This is a genomic window from Marisediminicola sp. UYEF4, from assembly GCF_040546025.1.
Taxonomy (GTDB): Bacteria; Actinomycetota; Actinomycetes; order Actinomycetales; family Microbacteriaceae; genus Marisediminicola.
On the sequence record NZ_JBEPNA010000015.1, the window covers coordinates 1 to 24,690 of the forward strand.

20 protein-coding genes and 2 pseudogenes are annotated in these 24,690 nt (G+C 63.2%); 11 read left to right on the forward strand and 11 right to left on the reverse strand.

The features are described 5' to 3' along the window. Nucleotides 1–101 precede the first annotated feature (101 nt). Together ABIB15_RS12405 and ABIB15_RS12410 are read right to left on the reverse strand one after the other, a co-directional pair. Entirely contained in the window at nucleotides 102–512 is a 411-nt protein-coding gene (locus ABIB15_RS12405) for an ester cyclase (protein ID WP_354479039.1), read from the reverse strand. A 117-nt stretch (nucleotides 513–629) separates the two neighbouring features. Next, a complete protein-coding gene (locus tag ABIB15_RS12410; RefSeq protein ID WP_354479042.1) occupies nucleotides 630–1,478 on the reverse strand; it encodes an alpha/beta fold hydrolase in 849 nt (282 codons plus the stop codon). A 629-nt stretch (nucleotides 1,479–2,107) separates the two neighbouring features. On the opposite strand from ABIB15_RS12410, the gene ABIB15_RS12415 reads away from it, so the two are divergent. After that, on the forward strand, nucleotides 2,108–2,515 hold the full coding sequence (locus tag ABIB15_RS12415) for a YciI family protein (RefSeq protein WP_354479045.1): 408 nt from the start codon (nucleotides 2,108–2,110) through the stop codon (nucleotides 2,513–2,515). A gap of 513 nt (nucleotides 2,516–3,028) precedes the next feature. Here ABIB15_RS12415 and ABIB15_RS12420 read toward each other — a convergent pair. After that, a complete protein-coding gene (locus tag ABIB15_RS12420) occupies nucleotides 3,029–3,466 on the reverse strand; it encodes a hypothetical protein (protein WP_354479048.1) in 438 nt (145 codons plus the stop codon). 659 nt (nucleotides 3,467–4,125) lie between these two features. Then, nucleotides 4,126–5,322, reverse strand: a pseudogene (locus ABIB15_RS12425) (IS3 family transposase). 398 nt (nucleotides 5,323–5,720) lie between these two features. Between ABIB15_RS12425 and ABIB15_RS12430 the strand changes: the two are divergent. Next, nucleotides 5,721–5,990, forward strand: coding sequence for a hypothetical protein (locus tag ABIB15_RS12430; RefSeq protein WP_354479051.1), 270 nt, complete (start codon nucleotides 5,721–5,723; stop codon nucleotides 5,988–5,990). A gap of 1,003 nt (nucleotides 5,991–6,993) precedes the next feature. Here the strand turns inward: ABIB15_RS12430 and ABIB15_RS12435 are convergent. The 4 genes and pseudogenes from ABIB15_RS12435 to ABIB15_RS12445 all read right to left on the reverse strand — a co-directional run bounded on the left by ABIB15_RS12435 (nucleotide 6,994) and on the right by ABIB15_RS12445 (nucleotide 10,003). After that, nucleotides 6,994–7,734, reverse strand: coding sequence for a Gfo/Idh/MocA family protein (locus ABIB15_RS12435; protein ID WP_502908966.1), 741 nt, complete (start codon nucleotides 7,732–7,734; stop codon nucleotides 6,994–6,996). A gap of 6 nt (nucleotides 7,735–7,740) precedes the next feature. Next, a pseudogene (locus tag ABIB15_RS15300) lies at nucleotides 7,741–8,127 on the reverse strand (Gfo/Idh/MocA family protein); the annotation flags it as partial. Then, nucleotides 8,124–8,915: a ThuA domain-containing protein gene (locus ABIB15_RS12440; protein ID WP_354479057.1), complete on the reverse strand. Its 792-nt coding sequence runs from the start codon at nucleotides 8,913–8,915 to the stop codon at nucleotides 8,124–8,126. The gene ABIB15_RS12440 and the pseudogene ABIB15_RS15300, both read right to left, overlap by 4 nt. Before the next feature lie 32 nt (nucleotides 8,916–8,947). Further along, nucleotides 8,948–10,003 carry a LacI family DNA-binding transcriptional regulator gene (locus ABIB15_RS12445; protein ID WP_354479060.1) on the reverse strand — a complete coding sequence of 352 codons (1,056 nt, stop codon included), beginning with the start codon at nucleotides 10,001–10,003 and terminating at the stop codon, nucleotides 8,948–8,950. A gap of 295 nt (nucleotides 10,004–10,298) precedes the next feature. Between ABIB15_RS12445 and ABIB15_RS12450 the strand changes: the two genes are divergently transcribed. From ABIB15_RS12450 to ABIB15_RS12475, 6 genes are all read left to right on the forward strand, one after another. Continuing rightward, on the forward strand, nucleotides 10,299–11,588 hold the full coding sequence (locus ABIB15_RS12450; protein WP_354479063.1) for an ABC transporter substrate-binding protein: 1,290 nt from the start codon (nucleotides 10,299–10,301) through the stop codon (nucleotides 11,586–11,588). Nucleotides 11,589–11,655: 67 nt separating this feature from the next. Then, nucleotides 11,656–12,621: a carbohydrate ABC transporter permease gene (locus ABIB15_RS12455; RefSeq protein ID WP_354479066.1), complete on the forward strand. Its 966-nt coding sequence runs from the start codon at nucleotides 11,656–11,658 to the stop codon at nucleotides 12,619–12,621. Further along, nucleotides 12,618–13,517, forward strand: coding sequence for a carbohydrate ABC transporter permease (locus ABIB15_RS12460; protein WP_502908964.1), 900 nt, complete (start codon nucleotides 12,618–12,620; stop codon nucleotides 13,515–13,517). The genes ABIB15_RS12455 and ABIB15_RS12460 overlap by 4 nt, the downstream gene beginning before the upstream one ends. After that, entirely contained in the window at nucleotides 13,514–16,039 is a 2,526-nt protein-coding gene (locus ABIB15_RS12465; RefSeq protein WP_354479069.1) for a glycoside hydrolase family 2 protein, read from the forward strand. Before ABIB15_RS12460 ends, ABIB15_RS12465 begins: the two co-directional genes overlap by 4 nt. A 50-nt stretch (nucleotides 16,040–16,089) precedes the next feature. Beyond that, on the forward strand, nucleotides 16,090–17,019 hold the full coding sequence (locus ABIB15_RS12470) for a glycoside hydrolase family 113 (RefSeq protein WP_354479072.1): 930 nt from the start codon (nucleotides 16,090–16,092) through the stop codon (nucleotides 17,017–17,019). Beyond that, nucleotides 16,976–18,787 carry an ABC transporter ATP-binding protein gene (locus ABIB15_RS12475; protein ID WP_354479075.1) on the forward strand — a complete coding sequence of 604 codons (1,812 nt, stop codon included), beginning with the start codon at nucleotides 16,976–16,978 and terminating at the stop codon, nucleotides 18,785–18,787. The genes ABIB15_RS12470 and ABIB15_RS12475 overlap by 44 nt, the downstream gene beginning before the upstream one ends. An 89-nt stretch (nucleotides 18,788–18,876) precedes the next feature. Here the strand turns inward: ABIB15_RS12475 and ABIB15_RS12480 are convergent, their stop codons facing one another. The 3 genes from ABIB15_RS12480 to ABIB15_RS12490 all read right to left on the reverse strand — a co-directional run bounded on the left by ABIB15_RS12480 (nucleotide 18,877) and on the right by ABIB15_RS12490 (nucleotide 21,495). Further along, nucleotides 18,877–19,323 (reverse strand): mannonate dehydratase, encoded by a 447-nt coding sequence (locus tag ABIB15_RS12480; protein ID WP_354479078.1) that lies wholly within the window; start codon nucleotides 19,321–19,323, stop codon nucleotides 18,877–18,879. Between the two features lie 75 nt (nucleotides 19,324–19,398). After that, complete coding sequence (locus tag ABIB15_RS12485; protein WP_354479080.1) at nucleotides 19,399–20,331, reverse strand: alpha/beta hydrolase; 933 nt, start codon at nucleotides 20,329–20,331, stop codon at nucleotides 19,399–19,401. Nucleotides 20,332–20,466: 135 nt separating this feature from the next. After that, a complete protein-coding gene (locus ABIB15_RS12490; protein ID WP_354479083.1) occupies nucleotides 20,467–21,495 on the reverse strand; it encodes a helix-turn-helix domain-containing protein in 1,029 nt (342 codons plus the stop codon). Nucleotides 21,496–21,822: 327 nt separating this feature from the next. On the opposite strand from ABIB15_RS12490, the gene ABIB15_RS12495 reads away from it, so the two are divergent. From ABIB15_RS12495 to ABIB15_RS12505, 3 genes are read left to right on the forward strand one after another with little or no spacing between them, the layout of a single operon-like run. After that, the gene (locus tag ABIB15_RS12495) at nucleotides 21,823–22,767 is read left to right on the forward strand and encodes a sugar ABC transporter substrate-binding protein (RefSeq protein ID WP_354479086.1); all 945 of its coding nucleotides are present in this window, start codon (nucleotides 21,823–21,825) and stop codon (nucleotides 22,765–22,767) included. Continuing rightward, nucleotides 22,768–23,523 carry an ATP-binding cassette domain-containing protein gene (locus ABIB15_RS12500; protein ID WP_354479089.1) on the forward strand — a complete coding sequence of 252 codons (756 nt, stop codon included), beginning with the start codon at nucleotides 22,768–22,770 and terminating at the stop codon, nucleotides 23,521–23,523. Beyond that, complete coding sequence (locus ABIB15_RS12505; protein WP_354479092.1) at nucleotides 23,520–24,566, forward strand: ABC transporter permease; 1,047 nt, start codon at nucleotides 23,520–23,522, stop codon at nucleotides 24,564–24,566. Before ABIB15_RS12500 ends, ABIB15_RS12505 begins: the two co-directional genes overlap by 4 nt. The last annotated feature ends 124 nt before the right edge of the window (nucleotides 24,567–24,690 follow it).

Below are 24,690 nucleotides of genomic sequence, written 5' to 3' on the forward strand. Positions count from 1 at the left end.
CGACTCGATGACCAGCAGAAGCGGCGCCCGGGAACGATCATCCCGGACGCCGCTTCACCCTGCCCACTTGACAAAAGCAACTACATATCAGCTGTGGAAGGTTACGGTGCCAGGCCGAGTTGTTCGAGTATGCCCTGTTGGTCGCTGCTGCCCCAGCGCTCGGCAAGTTTTCCGTTCTTGAACCGGCTGATTTGCATGCCACGAACAGACATCTTTCTTCCGGTAGCGGAGCGGCCCATGAGTGGGCCTTGGTGGGTGCCGGTGAGGGTATACGCGAATGCGACGTCGGTGTCGTTTGCAACAAGGCGCTCGACTGCGATGTGCAGGTCGGGGAAGGCGACAATCATCTCGCCGAAAAACGCTTTGTAGCCCGCGGGGCCCGGGCCTTGCCCGGGGGCAGGGTCGTTGTCGACTGCGTCTTCGGCCACGAGATCGTCAAGAAGGTCTAGTTTTCCGCTGTTTACGGCGTCACCAAAATCTTGCTGCGCAGCGATATTTGCTTCTTGACTCATGTGTTTACCCTCTTTCTAGAGATTTATTGTGGATGGGTTTGTGTGGGCCACCGGGTGAACATGCCTCCGTAGACGTTTAACGTTGCGCCGAAGACGAAGGTGGACTCTTCGATGGCGCTACTTCGCCAGGAAGGCGAGAACGTGCCGGTTCCACTCGTCCTTGTGTGAGACGGTGAGTCCGTGCGGGGCGCCTTCGATTATTACGAGTTCGCTGCCGGAAATGGCCTCGTGAGTGCGCCTTCCACTGACCTCGAACGGCACGATGGTATCGGAGTCGCCGTGTATCACCAGCGTAGGCACAGTGATTTTTGTCAGATCGGCGCGGAAGTCTGTTGACGCGAACGCCGTTGTGCAGTCGAGCGTGCCCTTCGGCGACGCCATCTCGGCAATATCGAGGTTGTACGCAATCTGCTCCGGGCTGACCTTCGGCTTATTCACGAGCGAGGGCTTGCCAGCGGTGAAGAACATCTGAAGAAATTCGTGCAGGAATGCCGGGCGGTCTCCAGTTAGCCCGTCGTGAAACCACTGGGCCAGTTCGGTGTCGACACCTCCATCAGGGTTGTCATCCGATTTCCAAAGGTACGGCGGCACTGCACTGGCGAAGACAAGCTTCGCGATGCGTTCGGTGCCGTAGGTGCTGACGTACCGGGCGAGCTCGCCACCTCCCATCGAGAATCCGATGAGGATAGCGTCCTGGAGGTTCAGGGTGTCTAGAACAGCCTTCAGGTCGGCGGCCAACGTGTCGTAGTCGTACCCATTCCACGGCTGCGACGACTGGCCGAACCCGCGGCGATCGTACGTGATCACCCGGTAGCCGGCATCGACCAGCGCGGGTACCTGACTCTCCCATGACCTGCTACTGAGAGGCCAGCCGTGAATCAGGACGACGGGCTTGCCGGCGCCGACGTCTTCGAAGTGCAGTTCGACGTCACTATCGTTCTGGCCGGGGACGGTGATGAAGGGCATGTTCTCTCCTCGTAATCGGGATGGTTCGTTGGAGGTAACTGAGATTGTGGCTTCCAGGTAACCGAGGTTCGCTGGGAGAACGCTGAAATGATGGTCGCTGAGAGAAATCGGGTCATGAGTATTCGAAGACCTGAGCGCTTCGCGTAAGGGGCAATCTCGGAGTGTAAGTCGCCGCCCCCGCTCGACATACCTCAGCCCACGCACAGCGGCTGCTCCGGCCGGCATAATTTTAATGCTTTTACGTGGATCGTCAGCACCATACTCAGGGCTATGCCATGACTTTCTCATTCTTGAATATGTGTGTTCTTGCCTTCGTGGATGGTGGTTTCAGATGGTGGAAGCAACAGGGATCCTTCCCTCAACGCCGCCGACGGATGCAGGAGGCCCACCACTGTCATCTTCCGAACTCGGTACGGCGCAATCCCTGGGTGGCCAATTGAGCTAAGTCCGCGAGACTCCGCAGTGGCCTGAAAGTCTTGTATCCCATCTGTTTCGAGGCACTTCGGTTATGAGAGACTGCGACGCGGCAGAGCGCTTGAGAACCTCGCCGACGGATGTCGAGATCACCCTTTCGATTCCGTCTTCTATCTGAAGCGGCCAGAATGGGCTGCACCGAATGGGAGGCTCACATGGCCAAATATCTGATGCTCAAGCACTACCGGGGCGGACGTCCCTCGGTGAACTCTGTCGCGATGGATCAGCTCACCCCGGACGAGTGGGCCGCGCACGTGCAGTACATGCGTGACATGGAGGAGCGGCTCATCACGTCGGGCGAGATGGTCTCGTCGGATGGCCTCTCGATAGACGGCGCGTGGGTTCGCTTCGATGGCGAGGGGCGCCCGCCCGTTGTCGACGGTCCTTTCGCCGAGACGAAAGACCTCATCGCGGGTTGGATGATGGTCGAGGTCGACTCCTACGAACGGGCTGTGGAGCTCGCCTCCGAGCTGTCGGCTGCGCCATGGGCGGGTGGCACACCTCTGGGCGAGTGGCTGGAGGTGCGTGAGGTCATGAGCGCGCCACCGGCCGACCTGGGTTGACGCAGGTAGATGCGACGGTAATCCGCCGCGCGATCCCTGAGGTGGTCGGCATCCTCGTCCGGCGCGGGGCGGATTTCGCGTCGGCCGAGGATGCTGTTCAGGCCGCCCTCGTGCGCGCACTCGAGCGATCGGACTCGTAACGACGAACGGGGCTCCGCTCTCGCCGAGGAGGGAGCCCGCGGCCTCACTCACCGCGCGGTCGACGCCGCGGCCAGTACACCGCGGGGCACCGCCTCGAATTACTTCCCGACCCGGCCACGATCTCGTCTCCGCACTGGTTGACCGCATCGGGGAGCGACTCACACCCGATCCCGAGGTCGTTTTTTCGCGTGGCGCTCGGTCTCCCGACCGGGAGCTCTTCGCCGCCTACCTGCGCGACGTCGTGCGGCGACTCAGCGCTGACCCGCATGTGTCTCTCGCCCTATTTGAGCTGCGGCCAGCTGTGCAACTGACGGAGGCCTATGACACAGCGTCAGGCAGACTTACCGTCTGTTGGAAGCCATTGGCGCTCGATCAGTTGACGCGCTTAGCGGTGCGGTCGCAAAGCGGTAGCCATACTTCGGCGGGTTTCCACTCCCAGGCGATCTCTTGGCGGCGACCGTCTTCGCCAAATCGATAGGTGGCCCGCTCGTGCTCGCCCGACAGCGTCCAAGTATGACCGTCGACTGTCAGAGTGTAATCGCGTGCGAAGCCGTGATTCTCGATCGTTCGGGTGAAATAGCGGCCCGCTTCAGCGTCCCAGCCCATCAGACTAAGCGTGTCGAACGGACCGTTCGCGCGCTCATCTTGCACGATGAAGTAGTTGCCCGAATGCCACCGGGCGCAGTGGATGCTGTTCCACGGACTTGCTCCCGCGTGCGGGTTATCCAGCGACTGCTCGTCACCACCATACGAGGTGCCCTCGGCATGCCAGTCACCCAGAAAAACTGCCAACTCTTCATGCTCAGCCATGATTCAACACTACGTTCGGGAGCCAAACCGGGCAATCATCTGAGGTGTCCGGTTACGGATCGCCCGACCGAGTGTCGGCGGTTCAGGCGTCAGCGTACCCGTGGAGCCGTCCCCTTGCGGGAGCGAAGACCTTCTTGGATAACTCCGTAGGCGCGGAGCACGGAGGCTGTTGCGAATCGGTCATAGTGTGATCGGTGGCGGAGGGCTCGTGGAGTATTCGATGATCGAATATCCCCGTCCGCGGAGTCGGCGGCGCTCCTAAGACAAGTGGTTCAGCATCCGGTCGCGGGTTCCTCGGCTGTGGGATAGGACCAGAGACGCTGCTGATCCACATGGACGAGCGGGCGGGAGGGACTGCGCTCGCGAGCGCGGTCCCTCCCTCACGCGTCGCTCAGTCCCCATTGACGCGAATGCTACAAACCCAGATGGCTCCCTCGAAAGGATTCCCGTGCACGGGTTGCTCCGCACCGTCAACACCGACTGCCCACTCATCGGTGGTGCCTTCACGATTGACGGCGTCCAAGTCTGATAGCCGAAGAGAGCAAGTGACCATTGCGGCCTGAAGCCGCCACACGAGACGGCCACCAGCTGATGTCGCCTACCGCGAATGAGCAGGACAGGCGCCAGGGACTGTTGGACGAGTAGGTGACAGTTTGTAGTCACGCCGCCAGTGCGGCGGTCGTGTTCATGATGACCTCGAATTCGACCGGGGTCAAACGACCCAGAGCTGCCTGCCGGCGCCGCCGGTGGTAGGTCCGTTCGATCCAGGTCACGATCGCGATACGCAGCTGCTCGCGGGTGGCCCAGGATCTGCGATCGAGGACGTTCTTCTGCAGCAGTGCGAAGAAGCTCTCCATGGCCGCGTTGTCACCGCGCGAGGCCACCCGCCCCATCGACCCGACCAAGCGGTGACGGGTCAGAGCGCGGAGGAACTTCCGGCTTCGAAATTGGCTTGACTGCCTCGGTCGCTGTGGACCACGCAACCGGCGACGTCGCCACGCATCGCGACGGCGTTCTCGAGCGCCCGGACTGCCAGGCTCGACTTCATCCTGGAGTCGATGGAGTAGCCGACGATCTTGTTGGCGAACACGTCCTTGACGGCGCAGAGGTAGAGCTTGCCTTCCGTCGCTTGTGTTCCGTGATGTCGGTCAGCCAGAGCTGGTTCGGGCCATCGGCGGTGAACTCGTGCCGGATCCGCCCGTCCTCGTCTGTGACAGTGCACAGATCGGCGTGGACTGGCGGGCCAGGTTTTTTGCCGCTCTTGCCTCGCTTCTTCCCGAACGCGCTCCACCAGCCGTTGTCCGATGCGATCCGCCACGCGGTTCGATCCGACATCGCCTGCCCGGCGTCTCGGGCCTCGTCGGCCAGGAGTCGGTGCCCGAACTCGGGGTCATCCTTGTGCGTGTCGAACAACGCGTTCGCGCGATAGGCCTCCACCACCTCGCTGGGCGTAATGGGGTCAGCCAGCCATCGGTAGTAGGGCTGACGGGAGAGCTTGAGAACCCGGCACGTCACCGCGACAGGGATCCTGTCAGCAGCGAGCTCCTTCACGAGCGGGTAGAACCTTTTCCCGGCAGGTTCGCCTGCGACAGATACGCCGCAGCCCGCCGGAGGACCTCGTTCTCCTGCTCGAGGAGCCGGATCCGCTTGCGCGCCTCGCGCAGCTCGGCCGAATCGGTGCGGGACTGGCCGGGTTTGGCTCCGTCGTCGACCGCGGCGCGCTGCAACCACTTCTGCAGCGTCATCGGGTGAACGCCGAAGTCTTTCGCGATCTGCTCGATCGTCACACCGGGCTCGCGGTTCCTCGCGGCGCGCACCACGTCGTCACGGAACTCGCTCGGGTAAGGCTTGGGCATAGCAATATCCTTCCAGGCCGCCCTCCCGGGCAAGCCAGATCAGATGTCACCTATCCGTGCAGCAGTCCCCATCGACTGGTTGCAGCAACAGGCCGAAATGGACTGAGATGCACCCTTGCGCCCACCCGGGCACGGGCGGGACTGACCGGCGCATACGAGCTCGCGGATAAGACCGGTGCAGGAAGTTAGGGCATCATCAACGATGCTGGCATCCTCTGACAAGTCGACACTGACTTCATCGTTCTCTGTATCCTTACTCGGACCAACAACCCGCATGCGGAAGGTAACAACGAAGTGATAGCCGAGACCACGCGACTGCTCGTATCCGAACTCGCATGACCGCCGAGAAACCGCGACCCGCACGCACTTTCCAATTGGTGCTCGCTTGGGCGGTCGGAGTGATTGGAACCATCACCACAGCCATTTCCTTGATCCCTGCGGTGGCCGTCATCGCCTCAGTAAGTAGCGTATCTTCCCTTGGATTCGCCGCCGTCCTACTGGCCGTGTCCGTGATGTATCTCTCCGTCCCCATCCTCATCGCGTTGGCCATCGCGAATACCGGCCGCCGATGGTGGCTCTGGCTGACCATCTCACTAGCGGTCATCGTCTTGCTCCTAATCGCCCGCTTCGCAGTGGGTTCGCTCGGTGTCTACTGGATTAGGTTTTGAGCCGCGGCAAGCCGTATGCCGGTGCGACGACACCAAGACGCCGCCCGCCCGCCCAATGATGTTGCTCGGCATTGTCGGGGTCGCGCTGGGCGGGATCACCCCGGCATTACTGTTCAGTCCGTCACGGTGACCGCCGACACCGCAAGGGGAACGGTCGGCGCGACAGGGTCCGGACCGCTCGGTGATCAATGACAGCCAATATGTGTGGCGCCACATCGGTGTCTACTCCAGAACCCTATTGAACTCGTTTTTGAGCCAATCCGTGTGGCCTTACCGCCAGGACGACCTCTTCGCCAAAGCTAAAATAGTTGCTTGATATGAGTCGTTATCGAAGAGGGACGTCCGGTGGGACGGCATGTAGACAACCCATGGAACGGTTGTTGACGACGACCCGAAACGGCCGGCCCCGTTTCGGGTCGGCGCCAACAAAAGCAGGTTTTCAAGGCGAAGGTCCTTTTCGTGCCTAGCAGTGAGTTGGTGGTATGCGCCGCGACATGTTCATGTATTCGCTGCTCACTCAGTGAGAGTGACCTTACCGATCCTTGCTCGCGTCGGGCTAGTGAGGTTACTCCGATCAATCAGTGTCAGTCGGGCGCTCATATGGACGGCTGCACTTCTGGGCGCTGGCTCGACAACTCGGGGGAGCGCGCCATGTACGCCCAGAAAGCAGTAGCGCACGGCGGGTCCCGAGCGGTCCTGGAACATCAGATCACGACGCGCGCTCATACCCGCCTTGCGGCCGCGCCAACTAACTTCGACCAAACGCTCGCGCACTCGGATTCCGAGCTCGTCAACGAGGCCACGCTGGGCCGGTAGGTGGCCGCGTTCGAGGCCCGTAGCAAGACCGGGCAGACCGGGGTCATGGACGACGGATGCTTCTTCAACGTTCGGACTGCAGGTTGCCGGCCAGGACTTCACGGCGGAGTTCGACTACGTGTGGGTATCGACGCTCAAGGGGAGCTACTCGAAATAGCCGACGGTCAGCTGTCGACGGCGAACGGTGCTAACCGTTCGCAAGGTGGTCGGCAGCTGACCCCCACGACTTGAGCGCCGCACGCACGTCCGCGCGCCGTTCTCCCGCGATCGCCGATTCGAGCGCCGCTTCGAGCACATCGGCGATGGCGACCCGGGCCCCCGTCTCGGCTGACCGTACTGCGGCCTCCACCATCGCGAGGCTGAAGAGGTTCGAGTGCACCTCGCCGGACGGCGCGTTCCCCGTGCGCAGGGATGCGATGAATTCTGCGAGGGCTCCCGCGATGACCTCCAGCCCCTCGGCATCCGATCCGACGGATAACGGAGCCAGTCCGTTGCCGTCGAATCCAGCTCCCAGCGGACTGTCCTCGCCGTTCCAGGTGGCGGTTCCGCCGGAGCCGCTCGCTCGCCAGGAGCCGTTCCAGGATGTCTCGAGCCCACCGCTGCACCAGCTGCCAGTGTAGGTGTAGCGCGCGCCGTCGGCGAACTCAAAGATCGCCGTCGTCGCGGCGTCGCCCGCGTACCAGCTCCACGGCGGGTTGAAGCTCTCGCAGTACACCGAGGTCGGGTTCGCGCCGAGCAGGTACCTGGCGACGTCGAAGGGGTGAATGGCCATGTCCACCAGGAGCGGGAACGGCATCTCGTCCCGGAATCCGCCGAACCGCGGTGCGACGAAGAAGTCTGTGGTGAGGATACCTACCCGCCCGATCGACTGGAGCAGCCGGCGGAACTCCTTTAGCGACCGGTAGTAGCGGCGCGACTGGCTCGTCATCAGCAGCTGCCCCGTCACCTCGGCAGCGGCGGCGAGCGACAGGGTCTGGGCGACGGTCGGGGCGATCGGCTTCTCGCTCAGCACTGGAAAGCCGAGGAAGAGCGCCTCGGTCGTGACCGGATGATGGGCGACCGGCACGGTCACGTTGATCACCGCGTGCGCGTCGACGAACGCCGCGACCTCGGTGACGCTCGTGCCGACGATCACGCCGCTGACGGCGAGTTCCGTCAGGGCAGCGTGCGCTAGGTCCACGTCGAGGTCGACAAGTCCGACGACGGTGACATCCGCGGTCGAGGCAAGAAGCTCGAGCCAGACTCGTCCCATCCCTCCGGCCCCCACCTGAATGACTCGCACCGTCGAGCAGGGGTCGGGAAGGGTCGCAAAGGCGCTCATTCGGACGGTCCGGCCTGGGGGCCCCCGTGGTCATCCGCGTTCTCGAAGTATTCGCCGCTGTAATACCTGTGGAGCTCGGGAAGCGCGCGCCGTGCGCGGTCGGTCGCCACCCACTCGACGCCGTTCGCGATTACGCGGCGCACGTCGGCGTGGTGGTAGACCGGGTACTCCTGGTCGCCCGGGCTGAAGAAAAAGATCCGCCCGTGACCGCGTCGCCAGGTGCATCCGCTGCGAAACACCTCCCCGCCGCTGAACGAACTCACAAACACAAGCTCATCCGGAGTGGGTATGTCGAAGAACTCTCCGTACATTTCCTGTTCCTCGATGATGATTGGGTGTGAAACCCCCTTCGCAATTTGGTGAGTCGGGTCGATCGTCCACACCAGCTCGCGGTCGACTTCTCCCCGCCAGCGTAATGAGCAGGTCGTTCCCATGAGCTTCTGGAAGATCTTCGAGAAGTGACCGGAGTGCAGCACGATGAGCCCCATGCCCGAGAGGACGTGGCGATGCACACGCTCCACCACCTCGTCGGACACCTCGTGGTGGGCGGTGTGCCCCCACCAGAGAAGCACGTCCGTTTCGGCGAGTACCTGTTCGGTGAGCCCGTGTTCCGGCTCGTCGAGGGTGGTGGTCGTGACGGATGCCGCGGCACCGAGGTGCTGTTCAATCCCGGCCCGGATCGCCTCGTGCATCCCCTCCGGGTATCGCTCGGCTACGCCGGGCTCGCGCTTCTCGTGCCGGTTTTCGCCCCAGACGAGGGCGCGGATGGGCGTGGCGCTGGGAGTCACTGGGCTGTCCTTCTGATGGGGTCGAGGCCGCGTCACTGTGGGAGAGTCACGGTGAGTTCTCCGGATCCGCGGCTGATGAGGGAGGTCGGTATCTCGATCTGTCGAGGCGGGCCGATCGGATCGTTGAGTCTCGACAGGACCAGGCGGGCGGCCTGGCGGCCGAGCTCCGCCGGATCGTAGGCGACGACGCTGATTCCGGCGGAATCGGCGAGCTCGAAGTCGTCGAATCCGACGAACGCGACTTTGTCGAACCTGTTGCCGAGGGCGTGGATCACGCCGGAGCTCGCCCGGTTGTTTCCGGCGATGATCGCGGTGGGAGGGTCTTCGAGTGCGAGCAGGTCGCGTACCGACTCCTCCGCGCTCGGCCCGTCGGCGTCTTCGAGACGTTCCCACCGCGACGTGTCGGTGACTCCGACCTCGAGGAGCGCTTGGCGGTAACCGAGGAGGCGCTGCTGGTGCGTGTACAGCTCGGCGGGGGAGCAGACGAAGCCGATCTTGCGATGCCCGGCGCGAGTGAGTGATCGCACGGCCTTCTGCATCCCCGTGAAGTTTTCGAGGACGACGGAGTCGGCGATCAGGTTGCGTGCGGGCCGGTCAATGCAGACGACGGGGGTGCCGAGCTGGCGCTCTCCCTCGAGGTAGGACTGGTCGGCGGCGATGGGAACCATGAGCAGCGCGCGGACGCGCTGCTTGAGGAGTGTCTCAACGACCCGCTCCTCGCTGGCCGGATCGTCGTCGGTCGATGCCAGGATCATCATGAGTCCGTGTTTTGCGAGTTCACGCTCGATGCCGGCGGCGACGAGAAAGTAGAACGGGTTCGTCAGGTCACCGATGACGAACGCGACGGTGTTGGTGACGCTTCCGTGGCGGAGATTGCGAGCGAGGTGATTCGGGCGGAATCTCAGCGTGCGCGCGGCGGAAAGCACGCGTTCCCTCGTCCCTTCGGCGACGTTGCCGCTCCCGAGGATCACGCGGGAGACGGTCTTGGGGCTCACCCCGGCGAGCCGCCCCACGTCCGCGAGCGTCGCCCTCGCCTGAGGGGTGCCGGGCGCGGCGAGTGCGCTCGCTTCCGTTTCCGTCTCGGTCATGGGGACACGGTAGCACCGCCGACGACGGAATGTCAGCGTAATCATTAGCGGCATCTGGATCATCCGCGTCGAGCAGCCCGAATATGCCCAGAAGCTTGGTAACTCGGGGTAACAGCGCGCCATAGGCACCGCCACCGAGATTTTTGAGCATGATGACAGCGTTGACATTTGCACTTGACCCGCCTCGCGATGTGGCATAGCGTCGCGTTCGACAGCGTGTGAGGTCATCCCCTCGACTGGAGAGCGATGACGCTGTTTCGTCAATGACGACCAACACCGAATCGGAGACCAAGAGATGGCAAAGAAGCACATCGCGGGAGCAATGGCAGCAGCGCTCCTACTAGCTGGCTGTTCCACGGGAGGAGGCGGGCCCGACAGCGGAGACCCCTCCGGTGACATCACCGTGCTCACCAACCGCACCGACCTCCTCGAGACAGACTTCAAGGACTACAAGGCGGCGTTCGAGAAGGAATACCCCGACGTCAACGTCGAGTTCGAGGCGATCACGGATTACGAGGGCGAAGTCACCACGCGCCTATCGACCGGCAGCTACGGCGACGTGCTCGGCATCCCCAACTCCGTCAGCCTCGACCAGCTTCCGCAATTCTTCGAGCCACTCGGTACCGTCGACGAGTTGAAAGCGAAGTACCGCTACGTGGACAAGGCGGCGTTCGACGGAACCGGATACGGAATGGCGACATTCGGTGGGGCAAACGGGCTGCTCTACAACAAGCGGGTCTGGGAGGAAGCGGGCGTCACCGAGCTGCCGACGAGCCCGGAGCAGTTCCTTGAGGACCTGCAGGCGATCAAGGACAACACCGACGCCATCCCGTACTACACCAACTACGCGGACGGATGGCCGCTGAGCCAGTGGCAGGGCAACCGCGCCATCACCGGCAACCCGGAGACGGTGAACGAGATGAACTTCGAGGATGCGCCGTGGTCCGAGGGCAACGAACAGTACGTCATCGACGGACTCCTCTTCGACATCGTCGCTGGCGGCCTCAGCGAGGACGACCCGCTCACCACCGCCTGGGAAGGCTCGAAGGGGCTCATCGCCACCGGCGAAGCCGCCACCGCCGCATTGGGTTCGTGGTCGATTGTGCAGTTCCAGCAGGCAGCTGAGGATGCCGGAGCCGATCCCGCCGACATCGGCTACATGCCGTTCCCGTACCAGGAGGACGGAACCTTCTTCTCGCAGACCGCGGGCGACTTCTCGAACGCGATCAACAAGAACTCCGACAACAAGGTCGCCGCCCGCGCCTGGATCGACTGGTTCGCCGAGGAGTCCGGTTTCGCGGAAAGCCAGGGAAGCATTCCGCCCACTGTCGACAGCGAGCTGCCGGACACCCTGGCGGGGTTCACGGAAGCCGGAGTCGAGCTCGTGGAGCTGACGCCGGCCCCGGCGGAGGAGGCGACCCTCAATTCCGACATCTACAACGAGGCTGAGATCGACCTCTTCGGCCAGATCTACCGCCAGAAGCTCGTCGACATCGCCCGCGGTGCCGCCGACGGCGACAAGAAGTCGTACTTCGAGGAGCTCAACACCCGCTGGGCGGAAGCCCGGGCCGAGGTCTCTTCTTAGCTTCTACGCAGCACTCGCACGATCAACAACGCCGTTGCAGGGGAACACCCCCGGAAGGACTGGCCTCATGTCCCAATTGACCGGTACGACCGGGGGTGTTCCCCCGACAGCGGCAGTGCCGCTCCGAAGCGAAGCGAAGCGACAATCCGCATCCCTGGGCTCGAGCAGGCTGCGGAGACGGATCACGCCCTACCTGTTCCTCATCATCCCCCTCGCGTTCCTCATCACCTTCACCTTCGTTCCGGCGGCGAACCTCATCTGGTACAGCGTCACCGACTGGGACGGCGTCGACCTTGAGAAGGAATTCGTCGGGCTCGAGAACTACATAGAGATCTTCACCGAGCCGGAGGTCTTCCGGGTCTTCTTCGTGAGCCTCTACTACATCGGGGCATCCTTCATCCAGATGGCACTCGCCCTGTACTTCGCGACAATCCTCAGCTTCAGCACCCGGTTCAGGAACCTCTTCAAGGGAATCCTCTTCTTCCCGTACCTGATCAACGGCGTCGCAATCGGGCTGGTGTTCCTCTACCTGTTCCAACCGGATGGCACGCTCGACAGCCTGCTGAAGGCGGTCGGCCTCGAGCAGGCGACCACGGCCTGGCTCGGCAATCCCGACGCGGTCAACCTGTCACTCGCGTCGACATCCATTTGGCGCTACACCGGCCTGAACTTCGTGCTCTTCCTCGGCGCCATCCAGTCAATCCCGTCCCAGCTCTATGAGGCGGCCGACCTGGACGGAGCCAGCAAGTGGCAGCAGTTCCGGTACATCATCGCGCCGGGCATCAAGCGGATCATCAGCCTGTCGTTCATCCTCGCGATCTCCGGAAGCCTTGCGGTTTTCGAGATCCCGTTCATCATGACGGGCGGCGCGAATGGAAGTGCCACCTTCGTGATCGAGACCATCAACCGCGCGTTCCTGTTCCGCCAGGTCGGCCTCGCTTCGGCAATGGCCGTCGTGTTGCTGCTGATCGTGCTCACCGTGACCTTCGTGCAACGAAAACTTGTTCCCGACGACGAGGTAAATCTCACATGACAACCACCGGTGCACGCCCAGATGCCCCGAGCACGCGGATGGCGCCGCCGAAGAGGCGGGAAACCCATGTCGTCCGCGGGCGAATCGCTGTCGTCCTCAAGTACGCGAGCCTCATCGTCGCGGCCGTTGTCACCCTGATCCCGCTCGCCGCCATCGTCATGACCTCGTTCAAGACGAGGCAGGAATACCTGACGAGCGGGCCTCTCGACGCTCCGGTCAACTGGTTCAACTTCGAGAACTTTGTCACCGCGTTCACCAGGGGCAACATGCTCCTCGGGTTTGGCAACACCGCGTTCGTGCTCATCGTCTCGCTCGCGGGCACGATCCTCATCGGTTCGATGACCGCGTATGCGATCGACCGGTTCGACTTCAGGTTCAAGAAGGTCGTCATCGCCCTCTTCCTGCTTGCGACCCTCGTTCCGGGCGTCACCACGCAGGTGGCCACGTTCCAGATCGTCATCGGCCTCGGGCTGTACAACTCCTACGCCGCGCCGATCGCCCTGTTCCTCGGCACCGACATCATCTCGATCTACATCTTCGTGCAGTTCATGCAGTCGATCCCGAAAGACGTGGACGAGGCCGCGATGCTCGACGGGGCCAACCGGTTCACGATCTACTGGCGCGTCATCCTGCCGCTGCTCAAGCCTGCCATCGCAACAGTGGTGATCATCAAGGGAATCGCGATCTACAACGAGTTCTACATTCCCTTCCTCTACATGCCGTCGGAGAAACTCGCGATGATCTCCACGGCGCTCTTCCGGTTCAAGGGACCGTTCGGCTCACAGTGGGAGGTCATCTCCGCCGGGGCCCTCATCGTCATCATTCCGACGGTCGTCATCTTCATCATCCTCCAGCGCTACATCTACAACGGCTTTACCCAAGGAGCAACAAAGTGAGTTCAACCACCACGAGTACCGTCCACCAGGCCAGGGGCGAGCGACAGCTACACGACGGTTGGCAGTTCGAGGCGGTGTTGGGGCCCGTCGCAGCGAATGTCGAAGGGCGCACGATCCCGGCGTCCGTGCCCGGCAGCGTGCACACCGACCTCCTGGCCGCCGGGCTCATCGTCGATCCGTATCTCGATGACAACGAGCGACTGGTGGCGTGGGTCGGCGCGTGCGACTGGCGCTACTCCACGTCGTTCGAGTGGAGCGAGAACGATGGCGCCGGCAGCGAGCACACCGACCTCGTCTTCGAGGGGATCGATACCGTCGCCCGCGTCGAGCTGAACAGCCAGCTCGTCGCCGAGACCAGGAACATGCACCGCACCCACCGGTTCGACGTGCGCTCGATGATGCGGGAGGGAACCAACGAGCTCACCGTGACCTTTGCGTCCCCCGTGAAGTACGCCGACCTTGCAAGCGTCGAGCAGGGCTATCGACCGCACGTCAACCACCACCCCTACAACTCCATCCGCAAGATGGCGTGCAACTTCGGCTGGGACTGGGGGCCGGATGTCCCCACCGTCGGACTCTGGCGTCCCGTCACGCTGCACAGCTGGACCTCGGCGCGGCTCGGCCCCGTCCGGCCGATCGCCACAGTGGAGGGATCCGATGGCCACAGCCGCGGAACGGTCGAAGTGAATGTCGACCTCGTCGGCTCGGCACCCGGCGCCGGCCGGCTGCTCGTGACGGTGGGCGAAGCCCAGGCCAGCCTGGACCTCGAGCAGGGCCAGACGACCGCCACAGTCGAGGTGGCCCTCGACGACGTGGAGCGCTGGTGGCCGCGCGGCCACGGCGAGCAGCCGCTGTACCAGGTCGACGTCGAACTCGAGCTCGACGGAACCATCGTCGACGCGTGGCAGGGAAGGATCGGTTTCCGCACCGTGCGAATCGACCACACCCCCGACTCCCATGGCACCCCGTTCGCGTTCATCGTCAACGACCGTCCCGTCTTCATCAAGGGGGCGAACTGGATCCCGGACGACGCGTTCGTGCACCGGGTGGACCGCCCCCGCTATGCAGCACGCATCGCGCAGGCGGAGCAGGCGAACATCAACCTGCTGCGGGTGTGGGGTGGCGGCATCTATGAGGCCGACGACTTCTACGAGCTGTGCGACGAGCGCGGCATCCTCACCTGGCAGGATTTCCTGTTCGCCTGCGCCGCGTACTCGGAGGATGAGCCCATGCGCTCGGAGGTTGAGGCCGAGGTGCGCGACAACGTCACTCGCCTCGTGCAGCACCCGAGCCTCGTGCTCTGGAACGGCAACAACGAGAACATCTGGGGCTACCAGGAGTGGGGATGGGAGAAGAGGCTCGGCGACAAGAGCTGGGGACTGGGCTACTACCTCCAGCTGCTGCCCGCCATCGTCGCCGAACTCGACCCGGAGCGGCCCTACACGCCCGGAAGCCCCTTCTCGCCGGAGAATTCCGATGACGGCGCGGACCAGCACCACCCCAACGACCCCGCGCACGGCTCGACGCACCTGTGGGAGCTCTGGAACCGGCAGGACTACCCGCACTACCGGGACTCCGACCCCCGGTTCGTCGGGGAGTTCGGCTGGCAGGGCCCGCCGACCTGGTCCACGATGACCCGGTCGATCTCGGACCGCCCCCTCACCCCGGAATCGCCCGGGATGCTCGTGCACCAGAAGGCGATGGACGGAAACGTCAAGCTCATCGACGGACTCATCGCGCACCTTCCGTTGCCCGATGACATGGCCGACTGGCACTGGGCGATGTCGCTCAACCAGGCGACCGCCGTCCAGGTCGGGATCGAGCACTTCCGCTCGCTGAGCCCAGTCTGCATGGGGGCGATCGTGTGGCAGTTGAATGACTGCTGGCCGGTCACGTCATGGGCGATGGTCGACGGCGACGGACACCCAAAGCCGCTCCTCTACTCCGTGAAGCACGCCTACGCCGACCGCCTGATCACCGTGCAACCGCGTGACGGCGGGCTGGTCGTGGCACTCGTGAACGACAGCGGCGAGGCCTGGTCCGGCGATCTCGTGATCGAGCGCCTCTCGTATGACGGACGACCGTTGGGCACAGTGTCGACGCCGATCGACCTGTCCGCTCGAGAGACCGGAACGGTCGAGGTACCCCTCGAACTCGGGGCCCCGGATGACCCGGCACGGGAACTGCTCGTGGCGACCCTGGGCGGGCGCCGCGCGCTGTGGTTCTTCGCCGAGTACCGCGACTCCGCGCTGGAGGCCGAGCAGCTCCGAACGGCCGTCAACCGCACCGACACCGGCTACGACGTCACCGTGACCGCCACGAATCTCGTCCGCGACATCGCGCTGCTCGTCGACAAGGTCGACGCGAACGCGCGGGTCGACGACCAGCTCGTGACGCTGCTCCCGGGGGAGAGCGTCACGTTCTCCGTGGCATCCGGATCCGATCTGGACGAGGCGGCGCTCGTGTCGCGCGACGTGCTGAGAAGCTCGAACCAGCTCATGATCGTCCGGGCAGCGCGATGAGCGCCCTCGATGGGCGGGGTTCGGAGCTGCGTAACGAGCAGTTTTGTGGGATGACCTGGGGCTGGACCGGCGTTCGCGGAACCTGGGCGACCCCGGCGGCCGCCGACTCCCTGGGCAAACTCGACGACCTCAACGTCAACTGGGTCGGCCTCTCGTTCGGGGCGCTGCAGGCCACGGCGCACTCCACCGACATCCCCTTCGGGGCTGAGCCGACGGTCACGGATGACGAGGTGCGCTGGGCCATCCGCGAGGCGAAGAGGCTCGGGCACAAGGTGTGCCTCAAGCCCGTCGTGAATGTCGCGGACGGCACCTGGCGGGCGTTCATTGGCTTCTTCGACGAGGAGGTGCCCGGCGAGCCGAGCTGGGCGCAGTGGTTCGCGTCGTACGGCCGGTTCATCCTGCACTACGCCGCCATCGCCCAGGAGGAGGGCGTCGAGATGCTCTGCATTGGTTGCGAGATGGTGCAGGCCGACAAGCGCGAGACCCAGTGGCGGGCGCTCGTCTCCGACGTGCGCCTGACGTACGACGGCCTCGTCACCTACAACTGCGATAAGTACCAGGAAGACCGAGTCACCTGGTGGGATGCCGTGGACATCATCTCCTCGAGCGGGTACTACCCGCTCGGCGACTGGGACAACCAGCTCGACCGCATCCAGCCCGTCGTCGAGCGGGAGGGTAAGCCGTTCTTCTTCATGGAATCCGGATGCCCTAGCCGCGAGGGATCGCAGGCGAGGCCGAACGACTGGACGCTTCAGGGGGACCCGTCCGAGGACGCCCAGGCGGAGTGGTACCGGGACGCGTTCGAGACCTGCGCGAGGCGCGACTGGGTGCAGGGCTTCATGCTCTGGGACTGGCCGGCGGAGCTGTACGCCGTCGAGGATGCCGCCGCGAACGACGACTACTGCGTCTATGGCAAGTCGGCCGCCGATGTCGTGCGTGACCACTACGCCGAGCGTCTGGCTGGGCGATCCGGCCCATGACGTGACCTCCTCCCGCCACCCCCTGGCAGATGTCGACGCGACGAAGCCGTTTCGCGCTCTCGGCGGGTGGCTCAAGCCGCATCGGTGGCGCATCCTTCTCGCTGCACTGCTGTTCGGCATCAAGGACTGCCCGCAGTGGGTGCTTCCAGTCATCACCGCGGCGGTGATCGATGTCGTCGTCGACCGCGGGGAGGTGACGCACCTGCTGTGGCTGCTGATCGCCGCCCTCGTGATCCTCGTGCAGAACTTTCCCACCAATATGCTGTTCGTGCGCCTGTACATGGGCAGCGTGCGGCACCTCGCGGCCGACGTCCGCAATGGGCTCACGCACCGGCTGCAGGAGCTGTCGATCGGGTACCACTCGCGGATGAGCTCGTCGATCATCCAGAGCAAGCTCGTACGAGATGTGGAGAACATCGAGCTGATGCTGCAGCAGAGCGCGCAGACCGGATTATCGGCGCTGTTCGTGTTGTCCGGTGCGATCGTCGTCACCTCGGTCAGGGCGCCCGCGTTCGTCCCGGTGTTCGTGCTTGCCGTTCCGCTTGCCGTGCTTCTCGTGCGCGGGCTCCGGAGCCGGTCGAATGCCCGCAACGAGGTCTTCCGGCACAGCGTCGAGCACCTCTCGGCACGGGTCGGCGAGATGGCGGCGCTCATGCCGATCACGCGCGCGCACGGGCTGGAGTCGACCGCCGCGGGCCGGGTCGGCGCGAGCGCGGACCGGGTCCGGAGCGCCGGGCTGGCGCTGGACCGCCTCAACGGGTCGTTTGGGTCGTTGAGCTGGATCTCCTACCAGGCGCTCGGGGTGCTCTGCCTCGTCGGCGCGGCCGCTGCCGCGCTCACGGGGATTGTGCCGATCAGCGCGGGAGAGGTCGTGCTTCTCAGCACCTACTTCACCATCCTGACGAGCAGCATCATCGGGCTGCTGTCGCTCGCTCCCGTCATCGCGAAGGGCCGCGAGTCGATCAAGTCCATCTGCGAGGTGCTGCAGGAGCCGGATGTCGAACGCAATCACGGCCGATCCCTCGTCCGAGAGGTGCGAGGCGACATCCGGCTCGACGACGTCGGATTCATTCACCCGGATGGTGCCGGGGAACGCCCGGCGCTCGCCGGGATGTCGTTGCACATCAGGCCGGGCGAGACGGTCGCCTTTGTCGGTCCCTCCGGCTCCGGCAAGTCGACCCTGCTCAACCTCGTGCTTGGATTCCTCCGGCCGACATCGGGCCGGATCCTGCTCGACGGCGCCGACATGGCCACTCTCGACATGCGCAGCTTCCGCTCGTCGGTCTCGGTGGTGCCTCAGGAATCCGTGCTCTTCGAGGGCTCGGTGCGCGACAACATCGCGTACGGCCTCGACGGGGTGTCCGACGAGCAAGTGCGCCGGGCGATCGTCGATGCCAACGCGACCGACATTGTCGAGCGGATGCCGCTGGGGTGGAACACCATCGTCGGGGAGCGCGGGTCGCGCCTGTCGGGCGGGCAGCGCCAGCGACTCGCGATCGCACGTGCCCTCGTTCGCGACCCGCGAGTTCTCCTGCTCGACGAGGCGACATCCGCCCTCGACGGCGAGTCGGAGCGCCTCGTCCAGCAGGCCCTCGGGCGGCTCATGGGGGGCAGGACCACACTCGTCGTCGCGCACCGGCTGTCGACGATTCGGTCCGCAGACCGAATCGTCGTGCTTGACGGCGGGCGCATCGTGGAGATCGGCACGCACGAGCAGCTGGTGGCCCTCGACGGGAGATACGCACGCCTGGTGAATGCGCAAAGGTAGCCCGCTTGGTCGCCCGCGCTACAGGGCGGATGCGATGTTGCCCATTACGTCGAACTCGGCGTCTCGCGGGTTCCCCAGATGCAAAGTCCTCACGGAACTGCAGCGCACCGCTCGCATGCAGGCGGGAAGGTCACCGCAATTGTCGACGCAGCGGAGGTCACAGAGAAAAGACGGGCCCGCAAAAAGCAATTTAAACAATCGGAGATGGACGGCTGTAGTTGAGCGCGCCGACGCGAATTCGAGATATAGATCATTGCGAACCCGATTCCCCGGCGGGCGGATGCTTTCCGCCATCTCGAGCTGGTTTTCATCGTGAAAAGCTCCTTCGAGGTTAAAAGCCGTATCGCGGTGGCACTGGAATTGCATGAAAGTAATCGTCCAGGCAGACAAAACCCGCCGATCAACTCCGGCACGTTGTTTGTACTGACGCCGAAGTTGCCCTGACGGAACGACACTCCGTTGCTGTGCGCGTGGCTGATGTCTAAGGGGCGACGGAATGCGTCGATCGACTGGATGATTCGGGGCATTTTTCGCACGACGGGCAGCGGTGCTCATCCGGGTGCGCGCCCGCTTATCCCGATGTGATGATTTTTGCGTGTCCGCGAGAGTTTCTAGGTTCGCAGAAACCGCTTGAGATGATGCACCTGGTCGTCGAGGGCGCGGCGGGAGATTGCCGCATCGGCGACGAGTTGATCGAAGCCGTGATAGGCGCCGGCTATTTGATGTAACTCCACGGAAACTCCTGCCTGAAGGAGGCGGAGAGCGTAGCTGATGGCCTCGTCCCTCAGCGGGTCGAGTTCGGCGGTCATGATGTAGGTGCTTGGCAGGCCTTCGAGCGTGAGTTCTCTGGCGGGCGCTGCGTAACTGGTCACGTTAGCGGTCCCGGAAAGATATTGGCGCCACATTGCCCGGTTGTTTCGACTGTCCCAGACAGGCGTGTCAGCGAAGGTCGACATGGAGGTCGATTGCATCCGGTCGTCGAGCACCGGATAGAGCAGCATTTGGAGCGCGACTACCGGTCCGTTTCGGTCGCGTGCAATCAGCGCTGTCGCGGCGGCGAGGGCTCCACCAGCACTCGACCCGGCCAAGGCGACACGCGAAGTATCGATGTTGAGTTCGTTCGCGTGCTCGACTACCCACAAGAGTCCTGAGTAGCAGTCCTCCACCCCGGACGGGAATGGGTGCTCGGGAGCGAGTCGGTAGTTGATCGATATGACGACGCAGCCCGCCTCGGCGGCGTATCTGAGGCAGCGGGGATGCTCGGACTCGAGGTCTCCGAGTACGAACGCGCCGCCGTGAAAGAACACCACTGCAGGGCGAAGTTGAGTGGTGTCTGTCGGCCGGTAGATCCTGACCACAATGGACTCGTTGCCGTCCGAACAGGGGATGTCCCGGTCTTCGAATTCGACTCGGCCGAGGGTCTCCTCCTCGGCAGAGGAGGACGTCTCCCGCAGCGACAGGGCGAGTGCTCGCGCGGAGTGTTGATCTTCGATGTTTGGTCGTTCCATCAACACGCTCGCCGCAGCCAGTTCGGGGTCCATCATTGGCCATCATTCCGTTCCCACAGAGTTAGTTGATCGGGGCACTACTTCGTGCCTCAGAGTTATGTCAGTCTTTCAGCAAGGTCATCCGGCCACCTCCGCACGTCGGTGGAAGATAGTCCGACAGTTGGCGAAGCGTCAGGACCACCCTGCGATTCGGTAGAGCTGTAGGGAGAGCGCCAGCTGGAAGAGCGCGTCCGACGCGGCGAGGTCCAAATTCAGCTTCCGTTCCGCGTTTTTCAGGCGGTGGGCAAGGGAGCTGTGGTGGAGGTTCAGTTCCATTGATGCTGAGCGAAGGCTTCGGTGGCGACAGAAAGCGTCGAGCGCGATGAGCTCCGCGCGGCCCGATTCAGACTGGGCCAAGAATGTCAGTCGGGTTACGAGGTGTGTGGACCCCGCGGCAGCCGGGTGGATGTCGGCGAGGTGGCTGAGGGCACCGAGTGTTTCGCAGTCGACAAAGGTCGGGCCGAGGACTGCAGATGTCAAGTGGATCGCCCGGCGAGCCGTTGCGAGCGAGACGTGCGCGTCAATGATTCCGGCGCGACAGCCAATCGACGTGAGAGCTGACCACGGTGGCGGTGGGAGGGGTGTGCCTTGAGCGACGTCGCGGACCAATGCGACAAGAAACTGGTCATCGCGGTGAATCTGGCTTGCCTGGAGGTGATGAAAATGGGCCCACTCGCGAACTGAAGTGTCAGCTTCTGCCGCGGACATCGTCGGCGCGATGACCAGCACCCGCACATCCCACTCAGCACGGAATCCCAATCCGCGAATGGCATCCGTTCTTAGTTCAGCGGGTGCATCTCGGGAAAGCACCACGGTTAGGTCGTTCGTCTCGTCAGCGCGGGACGAGCTTGGAGATCGCTCGAGAATCGTCGCCGCGGAGAGCGCCATCCGTTCTATCACTAGCTCGCCCAGCGATACGTTGTCCGAGGAATTAGCGATCCACACTCTCCCGAACCGTCGCGAGCTGGTTGTCACCGCCAAACTGATCACGTCTTGTGGCGGATCGGTCGAAACACGGCGACCGCGGTCGTCGAAGGCGCAGCCCCCCACGCCGGCTTCACTTGCGAACCCTGCCGGCGCGCCGATTAGCCGGGCCGAAGAACGTACCAGTTCATCCAAACCGCCCCTGGTCTCGACCAGACGGTCAAAGAACGCGATCACGCGCAGGGCGTTCTCCGCCTCGGATCCTTCCGAGGATAGGCGCCGAAGTAACCCTTCCATCTGTGCCCTCCGTTGGGAACTGACCGAAGATCAGTCGCGGAAATGAAGCATAGCTGTCGATCGGAGATCGGGCTGTACCTGTGGCGGGAAATGCTGGGAGTGTCCAACAGACCTATGGTTGGGTTCATCATCCGCCATCTGTCGGAAGTACTTGCATCCGCGAGCGGATGCACCGGGCGAGGGACGCTGGGAGGCTGATCTCACCGCCGGGACGCTACCGGTGTCCACTCAAAGGAGAGTCAAGTGAAACATCGCCCTATCGCAGCCATGGCAGCAACCGCCGCGCTGCTCCTCGCCGTCTCCGCCTGCAGTGTTCCCAGCGATACCGCGGCCGCGGGCGGCGACGAAGCCTCGACCGGAGTCAAGAAGATTTTCTTCTCAAACATTCTTCCTTCGTACCCGCCGCTCGCTGAGGCTGATAAGTGCTTCCTCGAGCAGGCGAAAAAGTTGGGCATTGAAGCGTCCACAGCTGGTCCGACGAGTGGCGCAACGGACAACCAGAAGAGCATCGACCTCGTCTCCCAGGCGATCGCTACCGGCTACGACGCGATCATCATGCAGCCGATCGACAAGGCACAGTTCACTCCGGTGATGGAACAGGCGAAGGCAGCGGGGATACTCCTTGCCACCATGAATACGAGCGACACAACAGATGTCCAGGACTTCACGGTGGGAACTGACTATGGAACCCAGGGTGCTGCCATTGCTGCGGCAATTTCCGAGCGGGATGGCCAGCAAAATATCGGAATCATCGGCGGTGCGCCCACGGGAACCCACAACATCTTCGTCGAGGGAGTGAAAGACGGAATCGTCTCCCAGGATCTCTCGAACGTTTCATTCATCGTCGAAGGGTTCGACGAGGGTGACCCGAGCAAGACTGTCGATGTCGTGAACCAAATGCTGACCGCACACCCTGAAATCAACGTCGTTCTGTCTTGGCAGGGTGTCTCATCGACGGGAATCATCGCCGCGATCAAGGAAAAGGGCGCTGTGGGAACGATCGTCGGCGTCACCAACGATGTGACCCCCGAGACCATCGACGGCATCAAGGAAGGCGTGCTCTTCGGCACGTCGAAGCAGAACTTCTGCAAGATGGCAGTTCTCGCCGTAGACAACCTCGTTGCCCTCGCGAATGGGGAGAGCGTTGATAAGGCGATCGACTCCGGGATCACATTCGTTACCAAAGACAACGTTGACGAGGAGAGCGAGTAGATGACAGCACCCAAGGGCACCCAACCCGCGCTCGAGCTTCGCGGGGTGACCAAACGGTTCGGCCGCGTCACTGCGTTGGAAGAGGTGAGTCTCACCGTGAGCAGGGGGGAAATCCTCGCCATCGTTGGTGACAATGGGGCGGGTAAGTCCACTCTCATCAAGGCCATTAGCGGGGTACACCGCCCCGACGAGGGCGAAATTCTGGTTGAAGGTGAGCCGGTGACGCTCGCCAGCCCCGCGGATGCTCGTTCGGCTGGCATCGCAACTGTGTTTCAAGATCTCGCCCTCGTTGAGTGTCTTGATGTCTCGACGAATATGTTCCTCGGGCAGTTTCCACGCCGTGGTTGGTTCGTCGATCGCAAAAAAATGGACCTGGAATCGAGGCGGTTCCTCGATGAACTGAAGGTGACTGTCGCGGATGTTCACACTCAGATCGGAATGCTTTCGGGTGGCCAGCGTCAGATCATCTCGATCGCGCGCGCAGTCCGCGCCGGCGCAACGACTATCCTCCTCGACGAACCAACGGCTGCGCTCGGCGTTCGCGAAACGATGCATGCAGGGAACATCATCGCGACGCTGAGAGAAGCAAACAACGCCGTGATCTGCGTAAGTCACGACATCGAGTTTGTGTTCAAGATCGCTGACCGGATCGTCGTCATGCGACTAGGCAAGGTCGCGGGAATTCGCACTGTGGCCGAGACGACACGCGACGAGATCATCGCCTTGATTACTGGAACGAAACAGGAAGCAGCATGACCGCCAACGGAGCAACGACGACAACGGCATCCGGCCCACGAAGCGCATCTCTTGGTCAGACCCCACGACCGGGTGCTCTCGCGTGGCTGACGCGGTTCCTCCGGGACCGAGCACAGCTCGCGGGTCTTGTCGCAGTCCTTATTGGGTTGCTCGCTGTCTTTCAAATCGGCAATCCGGTATTTCTCAGCACCGGCAACATCCTTGAAATCCTGCGCGCCTCAACCCTTTACTTCATCGTTGCATGCCCGATGACGCTGGTGCTGGTGAGCGGAGGGCTTGACTTCTCCGCTGGCGCCTTATTCGCGACTGGCGGTGTCTCAGCAGGCCTGATGATGGTCGCCGGGGTCCCCTGGCCTCTAGCGGTAATCCTTGGGGTTGGCGTCGGTTGCGCACTGGGTGCAATAAACGCGTGGCTTTCGGTGCACCTCCGCGTCCCCCCGCTCATTGCGACGCTGGGCATGTTCTTCGTTGCAAGCGGAACAATCACTCTGATCACCAGCGGAAGCAGTGTGTACGGATTTCCCAAAGCCTTCACCGACCTCGGACAGGGCTTTCTCCTCGGGGTGCCCTTCCTTGTTCTTTATGCCGTCATCATCGGGGTCGTGTTCTGGATCCTCCTCGAGAAGACAAGCCTCGGCTACGATGCGCGGGCGGTCGGCGGCAATCGCGCAGCGGCGTCGGCCAACGGGATTCGAGTGAACCGCCATGACCTGATCATCTACTCCATGATGGGCGGAATCGCAGCGCTCGCGGGGATCATGGGCGCTGCGCGGCTGAGCTCCGCCAACCCTGCAGCTGGCGGGACAGCCCTCACGTTCCAGGTCGTGACGGCGGTCATCATCGGCGGGACTAGCTTATTCGGTGGTATCGGCAGTATCGGTGGCAGTGCGCTCGGTGCTCTCTTGTTTGCGGTCATAAACAACGGACTTGTCGTGATCAACGTGAACTCCCTGGCGCAGAATATATTCGTGGGTGTCATTCTGGTCTCGGCCGTCGCCATTGATCAGTTTCGACGTCGCCGCCAATTCACCTCCCGGCGGTGATGGACCTGATGCGACGCCGCACCCATCGCCACGGGTCAGTCTCAACTTTCGGCAGGGCGTCGGGGTAATGAGGATGTATTGACGGGTCCGACCCTGCCCTCTCCCCACCGCCGCATCCTAAGAA